Origin of the sequence: Massilia sp. CMS3.1 (assembly GCF_051262535.1) — a bacterium.
Classification (GTDB): Bacteria; Pseudomonadota; Gammaproteobacteria; order Burkholderiales; family Burkholderiaceae_D; genus Telluria.
Window position 1 is genome coordinate 387748 of sequence record NZ_JBIMES010000003.1, and the last position, 16409, is coordinate 404156.

Genomic DNA, 16409 nt, shown 5'->3' on the forward strand with positions numbered 1-16409 from the left:
AGCTGTGCTGTGCGTTACACAACACCGAGCGCCCCCAGCAGCGCACCTGCGCCCAGTACCCATAGCAGGTGCAGCTTCGTGCGCCAGATGAGGACGCCGCTAATCAGCGCCAGCAGCCACAATGGCCAGTGGACGCCCGGGCCACCGGCCGAGCTGGCCAGGATCCATGCGGTGGACAGCAGCAGCGCGATCACGACCGGGGCCATGCCCTGTTTGAAGGCGCGCACCGGGCGCAGCTCGCGGTTGCGGTGGCCCCACTGCGCAACCTGATAAGTGAAGATGGTCGAGGGCAGCAGGATACCGGTCATCGTGACGAACACGCCGAGCAGGGCGGCAGTGAGGCTGCCGGCGTTCATGCCCACGTTCCAGCCCATCAGCGCGACGAACAGCACGTTTGGGCCAGGCGCGGCCTGGGCCAGCGCAATCGAATCGTTGAACTGGGCCTGAGTCAGCCAGCCGTGCTGTTCGACCAGGAAGCGGTGCATCTCCGAGGTCGTCGAGATCGCGCCGCCGAGCGACATCATCGACAGCAGCAGGTAGTGGCCGAACAGGTTCAGCCAGTCGTGCCAATCGAGGGTGATGTGGATGGCGGTATTCATCGCAGGTTCCGGTACGCCAGCACGCAACCCAGGCTGCCGAGTACCAGCAGCACATAGAAGAGCGGGAATTTGAGTAAGGCCACCAGCACGAAGCCGGCGGCACCGATCGCCACGCACCAGGGCAGGGGCACCGGGCTGCGTTTGAGCGAGGTGGACAGCTTCAAGCCCGCCGCCGCGATCAGCCCGGCCGAGACCGCCGCCATGCCGCGCAAGGCGCCGGCGACCTGGGGGTTGTCGGCAAAGCGCGCATGCAGGGTGGCCAGCAGCAGCACCAGTACGAGCGGCACGGCCAGCATGCCGGCCAATGCCGCCAGCGCGCCGCGCAGGCCGAAATAGCGCGCGCCGATCATCATCGACAGGTTGACGACGTTCGGCCCCGGCATGATCTGCGCCACCGCCCAGTCCTCGATGAATTCATCCTGGGTCAGCCAACCCTTGCGCTCGACCATCTCGCGCTGGATGACCGCCAGCACGCCGCCGAAGCCCTGCAGGGCCAGGACGGTAAAGGAGAGGAACAGGTCGAGCAGGGAAGCGGGACGGGGATGTGTCGGTGCGGGCGGTAAACTCATCCCGCGATTATCGCGCCCGCCCGACTTCCTGTCACGCGAGGCGGACTCAGCCGCCGCCGATGCCGCGCATGACGCGTCCGCTACCGCCGCATTGGGGACAGGATTTGCCGTCTGACAGTTTGCCGCTGCCGGCACAGGCTTCGCAGACGTCTTCGCCGGCGCCGGGCGTGCCGGGGGAAGCTTCGTCACCGGGGTTCAGGTCGGGTTCGGGAGTCGTGCTCATGCAGGCCTCGCTGGTGGTTGGACGCAGGGCCATTCTAGGGAGATCGGCGGCGGCGTGGCGCTCATTTGACGCACGCGTCTGTACAACTATTTCGTGTGTTCGATAGGAAGTTGACATTGACATCCAACAGGTTTCAGGAATACTCCCTAAGTCAAAACATCAACCTGACAAGACGAGGTCGCGATGGAGAATCTTCAAGTCGAGCGGACGGCGCTACCGCCTTTCCTGGGTGAGGCGCGTACCGATGGCCGCCGGCGTGTGATTGTCGATGCCGGCATCGCGGTGCAGGGCAGCAGCAACACCATGTCCGCGGTTGAATACCTGCGCGCACGCGATATCCATGCACAGGTCATCGAACGTGTCCTGCTCGAACCGCATCTGCGGCGTTCCGGCCCCTGAAAGTTTCTCGAGACCAGCTTTTTTCGATATCAAAGAGTTATTTTTGTTGCGTTCCTCTGGCGCTGCTTACCCACAAAAATTTATTTTTTCCATCTTTGATATTCTTTGGCCTGATCTTGTACATGATCTCGTAAGTCGTTGATTTTTCTTGAATTCGACCTTGCCCGCTGATTGGGCAAGTTGTTGAAAGCCGCATGCTGACGGCATTTCAGGCTGTCAAGCCCTGTCTTTTCCACAAACTTATTCACAGACTCTGTGGATATCCAGAAAAGTTGTTTAATTACGGCTACTTAGCGAACATGCATCGTATGGCCCGGGAACTTTATTGCACGCTCGCGCATCCTTTTTACGACAGAGCCGGCATCGGCGCATGCAAAATGCGCTTGCGGAGCGCCACTGGACAAATGTACAGTAGCGGTGTTTCCAAATTGCCACTTGCTCATGTCCGCTGCCATCCCTGTGCCCACGATCGACGATCCCTTCGCCAGCCTCAACCCGGAGCAGCGCGCGGCGGTCGAGCACGACGTCGATGCCCCGGCCAGCCGGCCGCTGCTGGTCGTCGCCGGCGCCGGTTCGGGCAAGACGAATACGCTGGCCCACCGCGTGGCGCGCCTGATCATGCAGGGCGCGGACCCGCAGCGCATCCTGTTGCTGACCTTTTCGCGCCGCGCCGCCAACGAGATGACCCAGCGCGCCGGCAATGTGCTGCAGCGGATCATGGGAGGGCGTACCGAGGGTGCGGCCGCCCTGCCGTGGGCCGGCACCTTCCACAGCATCGGCGCGCGCCTGCTGCGCGAGTTCTCGGGACGTATCGGTCTCGACGAATCGTTCACGATCCACGACCGCGGCGACTCCGAGGACCTGATGGGGCTGGTGCGCCACGAGATCGGGCTGACCCAGACCGCCAAGCGCTTCCCCCTGAAAGGAACCTGCCTCTCGATCTATTCGCGTGTCGTCAATTCGCGCGAGCCGCTCGACCTGGTATTGCAGGGCACCTTTCCCTGGTGCTGCGAATGGGAAGCCGAGCTGAAACGCCTGTTCGGGGCCTATGTCGACGCCAAGCAGGAGCAGAACGTGCTCGACTACGACGACCTGCTGCTGTTCTGGGCCGAGATGGCCACCGACCACGAGCTTGGCCCCGAGATCGGTGCGCTCTTCGACCATGTGCTGGTCGACGAATACCAGGACACGAATCGCCTGCAGGCGGCGATCATCACGGGCATGAAGCCCAGTGGCGCGGGCGTGATGGTGGTGGGCGACGACGCCCAGTCGATCTATTCCTTCCGCGGCGCGACGGTGCGCAACATCCTCGATTTTCCCGGACAGTTCTCGCAGGCCGCGCGGGTGATCACGCTGGACCGGAATTACCGCTCGACCCAGCCCATCCTGGACGCGTCGAACGCGGTCATTGCCGCCGCGCTGGAGCGCCACGCCAAGACACTGTGGACCGACAAGGTGGCGAGCAGCCTGCCGCAGCTGGTCTTGATTCCCGACGAGGCCGAGCAGGCGCGCTGGGTCTGCAACCGCGTCCTCGAACAGCGCGAAGCCGGCATCAAGCTCAGCACCCAGGCGGTGCTGTTTCGCGCCGCCAGCCACAGCGCGGCTCTGGAACTTGAACTGATGCGCCGGAATATCCCGTTCGTGAAATTCGGCGGTTTGAAATTCCTTGAAGCCTCGCACATCAAGGACGTGCTGGCGGTGCTGCGCTTCGCCCAGAATCCGAACGGACGGATGGCGGGCTTCCGGGTGCTGCAGCTGATCCCCGGCATCGGTCCGGCCACGTCGACGCGTTTGCTCGACGCTGCAGCCGAGGCGCCTGAAGCAGCCGACGCCGTCGAGGCGTTTGCGGCGCCTGTGAGGAGCCAGGGCGACTGGCAGGATTTCGTCACGCTGTACCGGCGATTGCGCACGCCCGGTTTACGCTGGCCGGCTGATATCGAACTGGTGCGCGACTGGTACTTGCCGCATCTCGAGCGCCTGCACGACGACGCCACCGTGCGCGCCGCCGATGTCGCCCAACTGGCCCAACTGGCGGGCGGCCATGGCACGCGCGAAAGTTTCCTGGCCGAGATCACGCTCGACCCGCCTGAAGCCACCAGCGACCGCGCCGGGCCGCCCCTGCTGGACGAGGATTACCTGATCCTGTCGACGATCCACTCGTCCAAGGGCCAGGAATGGAAATCGGTGCACGTGCTGAACGTCGTCGATGGCTGCATTCCGTCGGACATGAGCACCGGCAGTGCGGAAGAAATCGAAGAAGAGCGGCGCTTGCTGTACGTGGCGATGACACGAGCCAAGGAACATTTGCACCTGGTCGTGCCGAACCGCTTCTTCATCAAGCAGCAGTCGCAGATGGGCGACCGCCACGTGTATGCGGCGCGCACCCGGTTTGTCACCCCCGCCATGCTCAAGCATTTCGAGGAGTGTGTGTGGGTCACGGCCGACACGGCGCAATCGAAAAAGCCCATGCCCGAGAGTGTCAGGATGCTGGTGCGCGATCGCGCGCGCAGTGCGTGGAAATGACATGGGCACATATCCGCACGGATGACTTATCCCCCGCTGTAGGAATTTGTAGGAATCTTCTGAATGCGAGTCCGTTCACCAAACCACAGTGCGTGCAAGCCATTGATTTTAAAGGGGACAATTTTTGCCTGTAGATTGGGCATTTTGTTGAAACCCGCATCAATACTGCGCTTGCGGCTTGTCAAGAGGCGCTTGTCCACATAGTTATCCACATTTCTTGTGGATATCGGCGCAATATGAATAAAATCAATGACTTACCTATAGTTGTTTGCGATTAATCAAGCCTGCACTGGCGGGTATGAACGCCGCGTTCATGCGCCTTGCGTTTGCATCAAGGCCATCAAGCGGTTTAGCTCGGCGAGAAACCGTTCGCAGGCGAGCGCCGGCGGCCAGGGTTCCCAGGGCAGGCCGCCATACACGGCGGTCAATGGATCTCCCTGCAGCACGGCGGCCTGGATTTTCAGGGTGCGCCGCACCTCCTCGTGCGACCAGCCTGCCACGTGCACGGCTTCGCTGGCGGCGGCCAGGCGGTCGGCGCGCTTGTGGCGTGCATGGTCGAACGGGGTCCAGGACGGCAGGCCATAGCGCAGGAAGACCGCCTGTTCGAGCCGCTGCGTCAGTGCCCGAAAGCCGTCGCCCAGGAAGGGCTTGATCACGGACAGGGCGTCGAAACCGAGCAGGCCTTCTTCGGCATCGTGCAGCAGTTCGCGCAGTTCCAGCAAGGGGTCGACGCGCCCGCCGAGCGCCGCGCGTTGTAGCAGCATCACCGTGATCGAGTGCTGGGCCACCGACAGCGGCAGCGGCCAGGCCGAATGCCCGCCCCAGCGGTAGGTGCGGGCCAGGCCGAGCGCGAGGTCGGCGTCGTCCCAGTCGAAGGGGGTCGGGTTCAGCAAGTCCAGGCGTTTGCCGGACGGCATGCGCACCCAGGCGCGTTGCTCGGCCATCAGCGGGGGTGGATCATCGTTGTCATGGCTCCAATTCTACACAGGGCGGGGCCCGCCGGGCGGACGGCCGCGCCCGGCATGTTCGCCGGGGAGACGCGGCGAATTTCCTGGAGTCGGACGCATTGATCCATGCGAACATGGGAGCAGCGGAGGCGGCATACACTGGATCGGTTTGCTTATTCCGAGGAGGCGCCGTGGATGACACTGTCAAGCGATACGAATGCGACGTGCTGATCGTCGGCGGCGGCATCAACGGCGCGGCAATCGCGCGCGATGCGGCCGGACGGGGATTACGCGTCGTCCTGTGCGAAAAGGATGACCTGGCCCAGCACACGTCCTCGGCGTCGAGCAAACTCATCCACGGTGGCCTGCGCTATCTCGAGCATTACGAATTCGGCCTGGTACGCAAGGCCCTGATCGAGCGCGAAACCCTGATGCGCAGCGCCCCCCACATCATGTATCCGCTGCGCTTCGTGATGCCGCATGACAGGGGTGTGCGCCCGGCCTGGATGATCCGCGCCGGCCTGTTCCTGTACGACCGGCTGGCGCGGCGTGAATTCCTCCCGGGCTCGGAGGCGATCGACCTGCGCCATCATCCGGCCGGCGATGCGCTCCAGCCGTGCTTCACGCGCGGCTTCATGTATTCCGACGGCTGGGTCGACGACGCGCGCCTGGTGGTGCTCAACGCGCTCGACGCGCGCGAGCGCGGCGCCGTCATCCTGACCCATGCGCGCTGCGGCGCCTTGTTGCGCCAGCCGCACGCCTGGAGCGCGACGCTCGAAGGAACGGGCAAGCGCATGCACGTGAACGCGCGCTGCCTGGTGAATGCCGCCGGTCCCTGGGCGGCGCGTTTCCTGCAGGGAGCGACGAATGCCGCGGGGGGACGCACGCTACGCCTGATCAAGGGCAGCCACATCGTCGTGCCGCGTCTGTTCGAGCATCCACATGCCTATATCTTCCAGCATCCGGATGGGCGCATCGTGTTCGCGCTGCCCTACGAGGGCGCCTTCACGCTGGTCGGCACCACCGACGTCGATTACCGGGGCGAGCTCGACAAGGTGGCGATCAGCCTCGATGAAACGACCTATCTGTGCCAACTGGTGAACCGCTATTTCCGGCGCCACATCACCCCGGGCGACGTCTTGTGGAGCTACGCGGGCGTGCGTCCCCTGGTCGAGGACGAGGCCGCCAGCGCGGCAGCGGCCACGCGCGACTTCCGGCTCGAGCCCGACCGTGCCGGCGCGCCGCTGTTATCTGTATTCGGTGGCAAGATCACCACCAGCCGCAAGCTGGCCGAGCAAGCCGTGGACTGGGTCGGGCAAACGCTCGGTCATCCGGCACCGGGCTGGACGGCGGAGGCTTGCCTGCCGGGCGGCGACCTGTATGGCCCGCTGCCCGGCAAGCGCGGCGTGCTGGAGTTCGACGTCTGGCGCGCGCGCCAGGGGCAGCGCTATCCCTGGCTGCCGCCGCAGCTGCTGGCCCGCTACACGCGCGCCTACGGCACCCGCATCCACACCCTGCTGGCGCGCCGGGGCAGCCTGGCCGAGCTCGGACTGGAAGTGCTGCCAGGACTGTACGAAGCCGAGATCGAGTACCTGATGCGCTTCGAGTGGGCACGCAGCAGTGCCGACATCCTGTGGCGCCGCACCAAGCTCGGCCTGCATGTGGCGCCGGGCGGCGCGGCGCTGCTCGACGAGTGGATCGGCGCGCGTCTGGGCGTGCTGGCGCTGTAACACAGCACTGCTTGCGCGTGCTCTCTTACTTCACACCCCGTGCCAGCCAGGCATCGATCTCCGGCAGGCGCGTGCGGCGCACCGCGATGCGGTCCCTGATTCCCACGACCGCGGTGTCGGCATCGCGCCGCGCGTCTTTCGCAATGTGGGCCTCGGCATACGCCTGCACTTTGTCGATCATGGCAAGCGTCGTAGCGCCGCCGGCCACCATCGGCACGTAGCGGCTGCGCGAGGTGGCATCGACCCGCTCGTTGACCGCCTTGATGTTGGCCAGTGCGAAGTCGAACGCCAGTTCCGGATGGGTTTGGGCGACGGTGGCGATCATGGCCGCGCCATTCGTCGCTCCCGGCGCGTCGCTCAGGGCCAGCGCCAGGGCGCGTTCGGCCAGTGCCCGGTCCTTGCTCGAGGCCAGCAGCGCATACATGGTGTCCTTGAGCATCGGCGATTTTTCAAGGCTGGCAGCGCGGCGCAACGCTTCCCAGGTCGGCGCGTCCGCGTGTTCGGCGACGACCGCCATGATGGTCTTGCGCAGCGCGCCCGGCACGGCTGCCGGGTCGCTGTCCATGGCTGCGTAACGGCGGCGCGCTTCCATGATCGTGGCCGGGTCCGCAAGGTCGCTGAGTGTGGCGATCAGCTGCTCGCGCAGGTTGGCCTGCGCAGTCGGCTCGCCCGCCTGCGCCATCCAGCCGACCTGCGCCATCGACGGCGCCAGGCGTGCCTGGGCGTAGGCGTCGAGCCGCGCCCGTCCTGCCTTGTCCTCGCCATACATCGCATGCAGGGAGCTGAAAGCGCCGGCGATGCGGGCCCAGACCTGCGGGTCGGCGTTGACGGGCGTCGCCTGCGCCAGGTCGAGGAAATTCGACGCCGGCTGCAAGCCGGCCATGCCGAGTGCCCAGGTATCGGCCAGCATGCCGAGCTGGTCGATCGGTGGCAGGGCGGCGAAGCGTCCGGCAAGTTGCGTGAACGCGCCCGGCGCGTACAGCGTGCGGTAATAGCCGCTCTGGCCGGCGTTCACGACGACGGGGCCGCAGCCGGGCAGGCTGACGCTGCCTTTGCCGCCGGCGACCAGGGTACGGGCCTGGGTCCCCGTGCCTGCCGCCTGGACGATCACCGGCACGCGCCAGCGCAACGCTTGACGCGTCGGCTGGTCGCGCGAGAATTCGCCCTGGGTCAGCGCCACCGTCATTGCGCCGCCCTTGCAGACAGGTGCGGCCACGCGCAGCAGCGGCACCCCCGGCTGCAGCGTGAAGTCGTGCGCGATCGCCGTGACCGGCCGGGCGGCGGCGCGCTCGAGCTGGCGCCACAGGTCGTTCGAGGCCGTATTCCCGTAGGCGTGTTCGCGCATGTACGCGCGCACGCCGCGGCGCCATGCGTCTTCCCCGACATACGCTTCGAGCATGCGGATCACGGCCTCGCCCTTCTGGTAGGTGATCTCGTCGAACGCCTGGCTGGCCTGTTCGACGGTGTCGACATGCTGCACCACCGGGTGGGTGGTAGCCAGCGCATCGCGCCGCATGGCAGCATCCCTGCTGTTCACGGCCTGCAGCGCCGTGTTCCATTCCGGATGCAGGCGCGTCATCATGCGCGACTCCATCCACGAGGCGAATCCCTCGTTGAGCCAGAGGTCGTCCCACCATTGCATGGTGACCAGGTTGCCGAACCACTGGTGCGCCATTTCGTGGGCGGCGGTGGCGAAGACGTCCTGCTTGTCGCGCTGGGTCGACATCGCGGGATCGAGCAGCAGCGCGTATTCAAAGGTAAAGATGGCGCCCCAGTTTTCCATCGCGCTGAAAAACTGGCTTTGGCCGGGACCGGCAACGTTGTCGAGCTTGGGCAGCGGATAGCGCATGCCGAAATAGTCGTTGTACTCGCGCAGGATGGCTTTTGAGGATTCAAGTGCGAACGCCGCCTGCGGCAGGCTGCCGCGGCGCGTGACGACGCCCAGTTCCGTGCCGTCGACGTCGGCAGTGGCGCGCTCGAAGTCGCCCAGTGCGAAAAACAGCAGGTAGGTCGACATCTTGGGCGAATCGGCGAAGCGCACGCTCACGCGGCCGTCCGGCAGCGTCGTGCTGCTGGCAACGGGCATGTTACTGACGGCCATCTCGCCGGCCGGTACCGTGGCGCGCAGTGCGAAACTGGCCTTGTAGGCCGGCTCGTCCCAGGACGGGATCATGCGCCGCGCATCCGAGTTTTCGAACTGGGTGAACAGGGCGCGCCGCTTGCCCTGCGCGCTGTCGTAGTCGAGCGAGAACAGGCCGACGGCTTGGTTGCCGATCAGGCCCGTATAGTCGAGGGCGAGTGTGTAGCGCCCGCGGGCGAGGGGCTTGGGGAAGCTGAAGGTGGCCGTCTGTGCTTCCTCGTTCACGGCAATGGTGGCCGCGAGCGCCGCGCCCGAGGTCGGCGACAGGCTGGCTCCGGCAAACTTCAGGTCGGCCGCGTTGAGCGTGATGCTGCGGGTGGGCGAGGTGATCTCGAGGTCGATCGCGGCCTGGGCGCGGAAGCTGGCGCTCTTCGCATCGGGTGCTATTGCAATGTCGTAATGCAGCGGACGCACGCCGCGCGGGAGCTGGGTGGTGACCTGGAGCGTGCTGGTTGCTGCGCGTGGCGCGGCGGCGGCGGGCAGGGCGGACAAACCGGCAAAGGCAAGCGCCAGGGCGGCGCACATCAGGCTGCGGTGCATGGGGGCTTTCGTCGAGGGGCGGGAGGGAAAGGGCATGCGGCAATCTAGAGCCAAAGACCCGGCATGTCAATCTGTTAAGGAAGGGCCGCCAGCTTGCGCCGTTTGCGGCTATGATGCTCGCTTGCAGCCCAAGACAAACAACACGAAGGAGACCCATGAAACTGTATATCAGCAGCCATGCACCGAACCCGCGCCGGGTGAAGATGTTCATGCTCGAGAAGGGCATCACCGGTATCGAGACCGAGCTGGTCGACCTGATGGCCGGCGAGCACCGCAGCGAGCGTTTTCTCGCCAAGAACCCGCTCGGGCGCGTGCCCGCGCTTGAATTCGACGACGGCCGTGTGCTGAGCGAAACGCGCGCCATCTGCACCTGGCTCGAAGGCCTGCATCCGGAGCCGAACCTGATGGGCGTCGATTTTGAAGAGCGCGCCTTCATCGAAATGGCCGACCGCCGCATGGAGCTGCACCTGCTGCTGGAAACAGCGAGCAGCGCGCGCCATACGCATCCGGCGCTGGCGGTGCTCGAGCAACCCCAGTTCAAGGACTTCGGCGCCTCCCAGGGCGAGAAGATGCGCATCACCGCGCGCTGGCTCGATCAGCTGCTGGCACGCCAGGCCTATGTCGCAGGCGAGCGCTTCACGATCGCCGATATCACTGCCTTCTGCGCGCTCGAGTTCGGGCGCGGCCTGCTGCGTTTCCGTCCGGGCGACGAGGGAATGACGCACCTGCAGGCGTGGCGCGACCGGATCGCCGAGCGGCCGAGCGCAGTGGGGTCGAAGTAGGGCGCGTCGCCCGTCCAATAAAAAAGGGCGGCAAGGCCGCCCTTCAAGCACATCGGGAATTCACCCCACCCGCCGGTACCACGGCAGCACCCCGCCCAGCGGCTGATACGCCCCCGCATGCGCATCCCCCGGCGCCAGTTCGCGGTCGATGCCCAGCACGCCGAAGCGCGACAGGCTTTCGTGGAACAGGCGCAGCACGCGCTGGCGCAGTATCGGGCCGAAGTCGGCCAGGGCGCGGCAGCAGATGATGGCCTGGAACTCGTTGAACGAGGCGTCGGTCACCAGGTTGTAGCCGGCCCAGGTGATGCGCGTGCGCAGGCGCGCCAGCAAGGCGGCACGGCCGTCGCGCACCTCGAAATAGTCCGCCAGCCGGCCCGTGCCGCCGCCTTGCAGGTAGTGCTCCTGCAGCTTGCACAGCGAAGCGGCGTCGATGTCGGCTTCGCGCACTTCGGCGAGCAGCTCGTCGTTGGCCATGGTGGCGAAGATCTCGGTGCGCGCGAGCAGGCCTTCCTCATGCAGCAGGATCGCCAGCGTCCAGGCTTCGCCGATGCCGGCGCACTCGGCCAGCCAGACTTTCGGCACGGCCGCCGGGCGCAGCGACTTTCCCAGCACCTCGCGTGCTTCCCGTGTGCAGGCCGGATCGGCGAACAGGCCGGCCGGGCTGACCGCCAGCGCGCGCAGCACGCCCGACGCCGCGCCCGGTTCGTGCAGCACGCGCTCTTGCAGCGCCGACACCGTTTTCAGCTCGCGCGCGGCCATCACGCCCAGCAGCTTCTTGCGCACCAGCGTGCGGTCGTAGTCGCGGAAATCGTAGCCATGGCGCTGAGTCAAAGCCTCAAGCAAGAGCTCGATTTCCAGCTCCTCGACCGCCAGCGATGGGTGGCCCAACTGAGCAAAGGCGGTGAAGGCGGTCAATGCAACCACACTCGCATCAGCGACAGCAGCTGCGCCACATCGACCGGCTTGGTGATGTAGTCGGACGCACCGGCGGCGATGCATTTGTCGCGGTCGCCCTTCATCGCTTTCGCGGTCAGGGTGATGATCGGCAGCGACTTGAAGCGCGGGATGCGGCGAATCGCGCGCATTGTGTCGTAACCGTCCATCTCCGGCATCATGATGTCCATCAGGACGATCTCGATGGTCGGATCCTTCTCCAGCACCTCGATGCCGTCACGGCCGTTCTCGGCGAAGAGCACTTGCATCTGCTGGCGCTCCAGCAAGGACGACAGGGCGAAGATGTTGCGCAGGTCGTCGTCGACGATCAGCACTTTGCGTCCCGCGAGCCCGCCGTCGAGCGCGTGGATCTCTTCCAGCATCTTGCGCTGCATTTCCGGCAGCGAGGCGTGCGAGCGGTGCAGGAACAGGGCCGTCTCGTCGAGCAGGCGCTCGGGCGAACGTGCGTCCTTGATGACGATCGTCTTGGCGTACTTCTTGAGCTTCGTGACTTCCTTGCGCGAGAGTTCCTGCGCGGTGTAGATCACGATCGGCAGGTCGCGCAGCGACGGCTTCTTGCCGATCTGGTCGAGCAAGTCGAAGCCCGAGATGTCCGGCAGGGTCAGGTCGAGCACCATGCAGTCGAAGTGCTGCTTGTCCAGCGCTTCCATCGCGGCAGCACCGGTGTCCACGGTCACCATGTTCAGGTCGCTGTCGCCGATCAGGTTGACGATCAGCTCACGTTGCGCCATGTCGTCTTCCACCACCAGCAGCGAGCGCTTGCCGCCGACCAGGAATTTCTGGATGCGGGTAAATTCTTCCTCCAGCACCTCGCGGTCGACCGGTTTGTTGACGAAGGAGATCGCACCCTGGCGCAGCGCACGCTCGCGCTCGCGCAGTGCCGAGACCACGTGCACCGGGATGTGGCGCGTGCTCGGGTCGCGTTTCAGGCGGTCCAGCACGGTGAAGCCGTCGATGTCGGGCAGGTCGATGTCGAGCAGGATGGCGGACGGCAGGTAGTCGCGGGCGAGCGACAGGGCCGAATCGCCGCGGTGCGTGACGATGCCCTTGAAGTTCTTCTCGCGCGCCAGTTCCAGCACGGTCTTGGCGAAGCGGTCGTCGTCTTCCACGATCAGCACCGACGGGTCGCCCGGGGCGATCAGGCCGCGGTCGTCGAGCATCGAGGCGTATTCGACCAGGTTGCTGCTGGTCGGCGCCTGCACTTCGATGGTCGCCACGCCACCATGTTCGTCTGCTTCGAGCGGGGCATAAACGACTGGCGCGGCCATCGGTGCGCTAGGGGCGACCAGGCGCGGCGGCTGCGGCTGGCGCGTCGCTTCGTAGTTGATGAAGCCGGCGCGGTTGTAAGGCAGGTAGAGCGTGAAGATCGAACCGACGTTTACGGTCGACTCCACACGAATTTCGCCCCCCAGAAGGCGGGCGAGTTCGCGCGAAATCGACAGGCCCAGGCCGGTGCCGCCGTATTTGCGGGCGGTCGAGCCGTCGGCCTGCTGGAACGCTTCGAAAATCAGCTGCAGCTTGTCCGACGGGATGCCGACGCCGCTGTCGCTGACCGAGAACGCGAGCACCGCGTCCGCATGCAGCAGGTAAGGGTGATCCGCGGTCCAGCCGCTGGTGACCAGGCTGATGTTGAGCGCGACCTGGCCGTGGCTGGTGAATTTGAAGGCGTTCGAGAGCAGGTTCTTGAGAACCTGCTGCAAGCGCGTGGTATCGGTCATCACCGCGGTCGGCAGGTTTTCCGCCAGGTCGACCTGGAAGCCGAGGTGCTTGGCTTCGGCCATGTGGCGGAAGGTGCGGTCGACATAGTTGCGCAGGTTCGCGAAGCGGTATTCCGAGACGTCCAGCGTGACGGTACCGGACTCGATCTTCGAAAGGTCAAGAATGTCGTTAATCAGGGTCAGCAAGTCGGAGCCGGAGCCGTGGATGGTCTTCGCAAATTCTACCTGCTTGCCCGACAGGTTGCCTTCCGGGTTATCCGATAATTGCTGCGCCAGGATCAGTAACGAGTTCAGTGGTGTCCTCAGTTCGTGCGACATATTCGCCAGGAACTCGGACTTGTACTTCGAGGACAGCGCCAGCTGGGTCGCCTTTTCTTCCAGCGCCAGCTTGGCCTGCTCCACCTCGCGGTTCTTGCGCTCCACCTCGATGTTCTGCTCGGACAGCAGGCGCGCCTTTTCGGCCAGTTCCTGGTTGGTCTGCTGCAGCTCTTGCGCCAGCGACTGCGACTGGGTCAGCAGCGACTCGGTACGGCTGTTCGCCTCGATCGTGTTCAGGACCACGCCGATCGACTCCATCAGCTGGTCGAGGAAGGAGAGGTGGGTTTCGGTAAAGCGGTCGAGCGAGGCGATCTCGATGACGGCCTTGACCTGCTGCTCGAACAGGATCGGCAGCACGACGATGTTGTTCGGCGGCGCCGAACCCAGGCCCGACGAGACGACGATGTAGTCGCGCGGCACGTCGGTCAGCCAGATGCGGGTCTTCTCCAGCGCGCACTGGCCCACCAGGCCTTCGCCCGGCGAGAACGAGGTCGGCAGCTTGCGGCTGGAACGGTAGCCATACGACGCGATCATCCGCAGGCGTGCGTCCGCTTCCTGCGAGTCCATCATGTAGAAGACGCCGTGGTGCGCCGACACCAGCGGCGCCAGTTCGGAGAGGATCAGTTTCGTCACCGCGCCAAGGTCGCGCTGGCCCTGCAGGAGTCGCGTGAAGCGGGCGAGGTTGGTCTTGAGCCAATCCTGCTGCGCGTTCTTTTGCGTGGTCTCTTTCAGGTTACGAATCATCTCGTTGATGTTGTCCTTCAGGTAGGACACCTCGCCGCGCGCTTCGACCTGGATCGAACGCGACAAGTCACCACGGGTCACCGCGGTGGCGACTTCACCAATGGCGCGCATCTGGTTGGTCAGGTTGGCCGCCAGCTGGTTGACGTTCTCGGTCAAGTCTTTCCAGGTACCCGCGACACCGGACACGTTTGCCTGTCCACCGAGCTTGCCTTCGGTACCCACCTCGCGGGCGACGCGCGTCACCTCGGACGCGAACGAGGACAACTGGTCGACCATGACGTTGATCGTGTCCTTCAGTTCGAGAATCTCGCCCTTCACGTCGACGGTAATTTTCTTCGACAAGTCACCCCGGGCCACCGCGGTCGTCACCGCCGCGATGTTACGCACCTGGCCCGTCAGGTTCGAGGCCATGAAGTTGACGTTGTCGGTCAAGTCCTTCCAGGTACCGCCCACGCCCGGCACATAGGCCTGGCCGCCGAGTTTACCTTCGGTACCGACCTCGCGCGCGACACGGGTCACCTCGGATGCGAACGAGGACAGCTGGTCGACCATGACGTTAATCGTGTTTTTCAGCTCGAGAATCTCTCCCTTGACGTCCACGGTAATCTTTTTCGACAGGTCGCCGTTCGCCACCGCGGTCGTCACGTCGGCAATGTTACGCACCTGGCCCGTCAGGTTACCCGCCATCGAGTTCACGCCGTCGGTCAAGTCTTTCCAGGTACCCGCAACGCCCGGCACGTTGGCCTGGCCGCCGAGGCGGCCCTCGGTACCGACTTCGCGCGCCACGCGGGTCACCTCCGATGCGAAGGAGTTCAGCTGGTCGACCATGACGTTGATCGTGTTCTTCAGCTCGAGAATCTCGCCCTTCACGTCCACCGTAATCTTCTTCGACAAGTCGCCGTTTGCCACGGCGGTGGTCACGTCCGCAATGTTACGCACCTGGCCGGTCAGGTTACCCGCCATCGAGTTCACCGAGTCGGTCAAGTCTTTCCAGGTACCGGCCACGCCCTTCACCTGCGCCTGGCCGCCCAGCTTGCCCTCGGTACCCACCTCACGGGCGACGCGCGTCACCTCGGAAGAGAACGAGGACAGCTGGTCCACCATCACGTTAATGGTGTTCTTCAGTTCGAGAATCTCGCCCTTCACGTCCACCGTGATTTTTTTCGAGAGGTCGCCGTTCGCGACCGCGGTCGTCACCGTCGCGATGTTACGCACCTGGCCCGTCAGGTTAGAGGCCATGAAGTTTACGTTATCGGTCAAGTCTTTCCAGGTACCGCCCACGCCCGGAACGTAGGCCTGGCCGCCGAGTTTACCCTCGGTACCCACCTCACGCGCCACGCGGGTCACCTCGGATGCGAAGGAGCGCAGCTGGTCCACCATGACGTTGATCGTGTCTTTCAGCTGCAGGATCTCGCCGCGCACGTCGACCGTGATCTTCTTCGACAAGTCGCCGTTTGCCACCGCCGTCGTCACTTCCGCAATGTTACGCACCTGCGACGTCAGGTTACCCGCCATCGAGTTCACCGAGTCGGTCAAGTCTTTCCAGGTACCCGCCACACCCTTCACCTGCGCCTGTCCACCGAGCTTGCCTTCCGTTCCGACCTCGCGCGCCACGCGCGTCACTTCGGACGAGAAGGAGGAGAGCTGTTCCACCATCGTGTTCGCGGTCGTTGCCGCGCGCAGGTACTGGCCCTTCAAGGGGTGGCCGTCCACTTCCAGCGCCATCGTCTGCGACAGGTCGCCTTTTGCCACGGCGCCGATGACGCGCGCCATCTCGGTCGTCGGGCGCACCAGGTCGTCGATCAGGGTATTCACGGAGCTGATAATCGTGCTCCAGCCGCCCACCACGCCCGGCACGTCGGCGCGCTGGGTCAGGTGGCCCTCACGGCCGACCACGCGCGACACTTCGGTGACGGCTTCGACCATCTTCGATTTGGTTTCGATGATGTCGTTGAGCGTATCGGCGATCTTGCCCGACACGCCAGTCCAGTCGGAAGGCATGCGTACCGAAAAGTCACCCTTTTTCAGGGCCATCAGCGTTGCGAGCAGGAGTTTGACGTCCAGCTGTTCGGCCATGTCGGTCATTGTGTTCATCGACGTTTAATCCTTGTTGTGGAAAGTGGTACGGCGTTTTTTGTCGACGCAAGGTTTCTGGCCTCGCGCGCGAAACTGAAACTGAAACTGAAACTGAAACTGAAACTGAAACTGAAACTGAAACTGAAA

12 protein-coding genes are annotated in these 16409 nt (G+C 64.7%); 4 read left to right on the top strand and 8 right to left on the bottom strand.

Annotation, left to right across the window (positions count from 1 at the left end; all coding sequences use genetic code 11):
- Positions 1-14 precede the first annotated feature (14 nt).
- From ACHAC9_RS07765 to ACHAC9_RS07775, 3 genes are read right to left on the bottom strand one after another with little or no spacing between them, the layout of a single operon-like run.
- Complete coding sequence (locus ACHAC9_RS07765; RefSeq protein WP_435758783.1) at positions 15-599, bottom strand: chromate transporter; 585 nt, start codon at positions 597-599, stop codon at positions 15-17.
- Positions 596-1168: a chromate transporter gene (locus ACHAC9_RS07770; protein ID WP_435758785.1), complete on the bottom strand. Its 573-nt coding sequence runs from the start codon at positions 1166-1168 to the stop codon at positions 596-598. The genes ACHAC9_RS07765 and ACHAC9_RS07770 overlap by 4 nt, the downstream gene beginning before the upstream one ends.
- A 46-nt stretch (positions 1169-1214) precedes the next feature.
- Positions 1215-1391: a hypothetical protein gene (locus ACHAC9_RS07775; RefSeq protein WP_435758787.1), complete on the bottom strand. Its 177-nt coding sequence runs from the start codon at positions 1389-1391 to the stop codon at positions 1215-1217.
- Between the two features lie 183 nt (positions 1392-1574).
- On the opposite strand from ACHAC9_RS07775, the gene ACHAC9_RS07780 reads away from it, so the two are divergent.
- Positions 1575-1790: a hypothetical protein gene (locus ACHAC9_RS07780; protein ID WP_435758789.1), complete on the top strand. Its 216-nt coding sequence runs from the start codon at positions 1575-1577 to the stop codon at positions 1788-1790.
- A 441-nt stretch (positions 1791-2231) separates the two neighbouring features.
- Positions 2232-4313 (top strand): ATP-dependent helicase, encoded by a 2082-nt coding sequence (locus ACHAC9_RS07785; protein WP_435758791.1) that lies wholly within the window; start codon positions 2232-2234, stop codon positions 4311-4313.
- Between the two features lie 26 nt (positions 4314-4339).
- Here ACHAC9_RS07785 and ACHAC9_RS07790 read toward each other — a convergent pair whose 3' ends face one another.
- Together ACHAC9_RS07790 and ACHAC9_RS07795 are read right to left on the bottom strand one after the other, a co-directional pair.
- Positions 4340-4513: a hypothetical protein gene (locus tag ACHAC9_RS07790; RefSeq protein WP_435758793.1), complete on the bottom strand. Its 174-nt coding sequence runs from the start codon at positions 4511-4513 to the stop codon at positions 4340-4342.
- Positions 4514-4624: 111 nt separating this feature from the next.
- Positions 4625-5257 (bottom strand): phosphohydrolase, encoded by a 633-nt coding sequence (locus tag ACHAC9_RS07795; protein WP_435758795.1) that lies wholly within the window; start codon positions 5255-5257, stop codon positions 4625-4627.
- Between the two features lie 194 nt (positions 5258-5451).
- Here ACHAC9_RS07795 and glpD point away from each other — a divergent pair, with 194 nt between their 5' ends.
- On the top strand, positions 5452-6990 hold the full coding sequence (glpD, locus tag ACHAC9_RS07800; RefSeq protein WP_435758797.1) for a glycerol-3-phosphate dehydrogenase: 1539 nt from the start codon (positions 5452-5454) through the stop codon (positions 6988-6990).
- 25 nt (positions 6991-7015) lie between these two features.
- Here glpD and ACHAC9_RS07805 read toward each other — a convergent pair whose 3' ends face one another.
- Positions 7016-9670 (bottom strand): M1 family metallopeptidase, encoded by a 2655-nt coding sequence (locus ACHAC9_RS07805; RefSeq protein ID WP_435758799.1) that lies wholly within the window; start codon positions 9668-9670, stop codon positions 7016-7018.
- Positions 9671-9825: 155 nt separating this feature from the next.
- Here ACHAC9_RS07805 and ACHAC9_RS07810 point away from each other — a divergent pair, with 155 nt between their 5' ends.
- Positions 9826-10452 carry a glutathione S-transferase family protein gene (locus ACHAC9_RS07810; protein WP_435758801.1) on the top strand — a complete coding sequence of 209 codons (627 nt, stop codon included), beginning with the start codon at positions 9826-9828 and terminating at the stop codon, positions 10450-10452.
- 60 nt (positions 10453-10512) lie between these two features.
- Here ACHAC9_RS07810 and ACHAC9_RS07815 read toward each other — a convergent pair whose 3' ends face one another.
- Positions 10513-11376, bottom strand: coding sequence for a CheR family methyltransferase (locus ACHAC9_RS07815; RefSeq protein WP_435758803.1), 864 nt, complete (start codon positions 11374-11376; stop codon positions 10513-10515).
- Positions 11364-16280, bottom strand: coding sequence for a response regulator (locus tag ACHAC9_RS07820; protein WP_435758805.1), 4917 nt, complete (start codon positions 16278-16280; stop codon positions 11364-11366). Before ACHAC9_RS07820 ends, ACHAC9_RS07815 begins: the two co-directional genes overlap by 13 nt.
- Between the last annotated feature and the right edge of the window lie 129 nt (positions 16281-16409).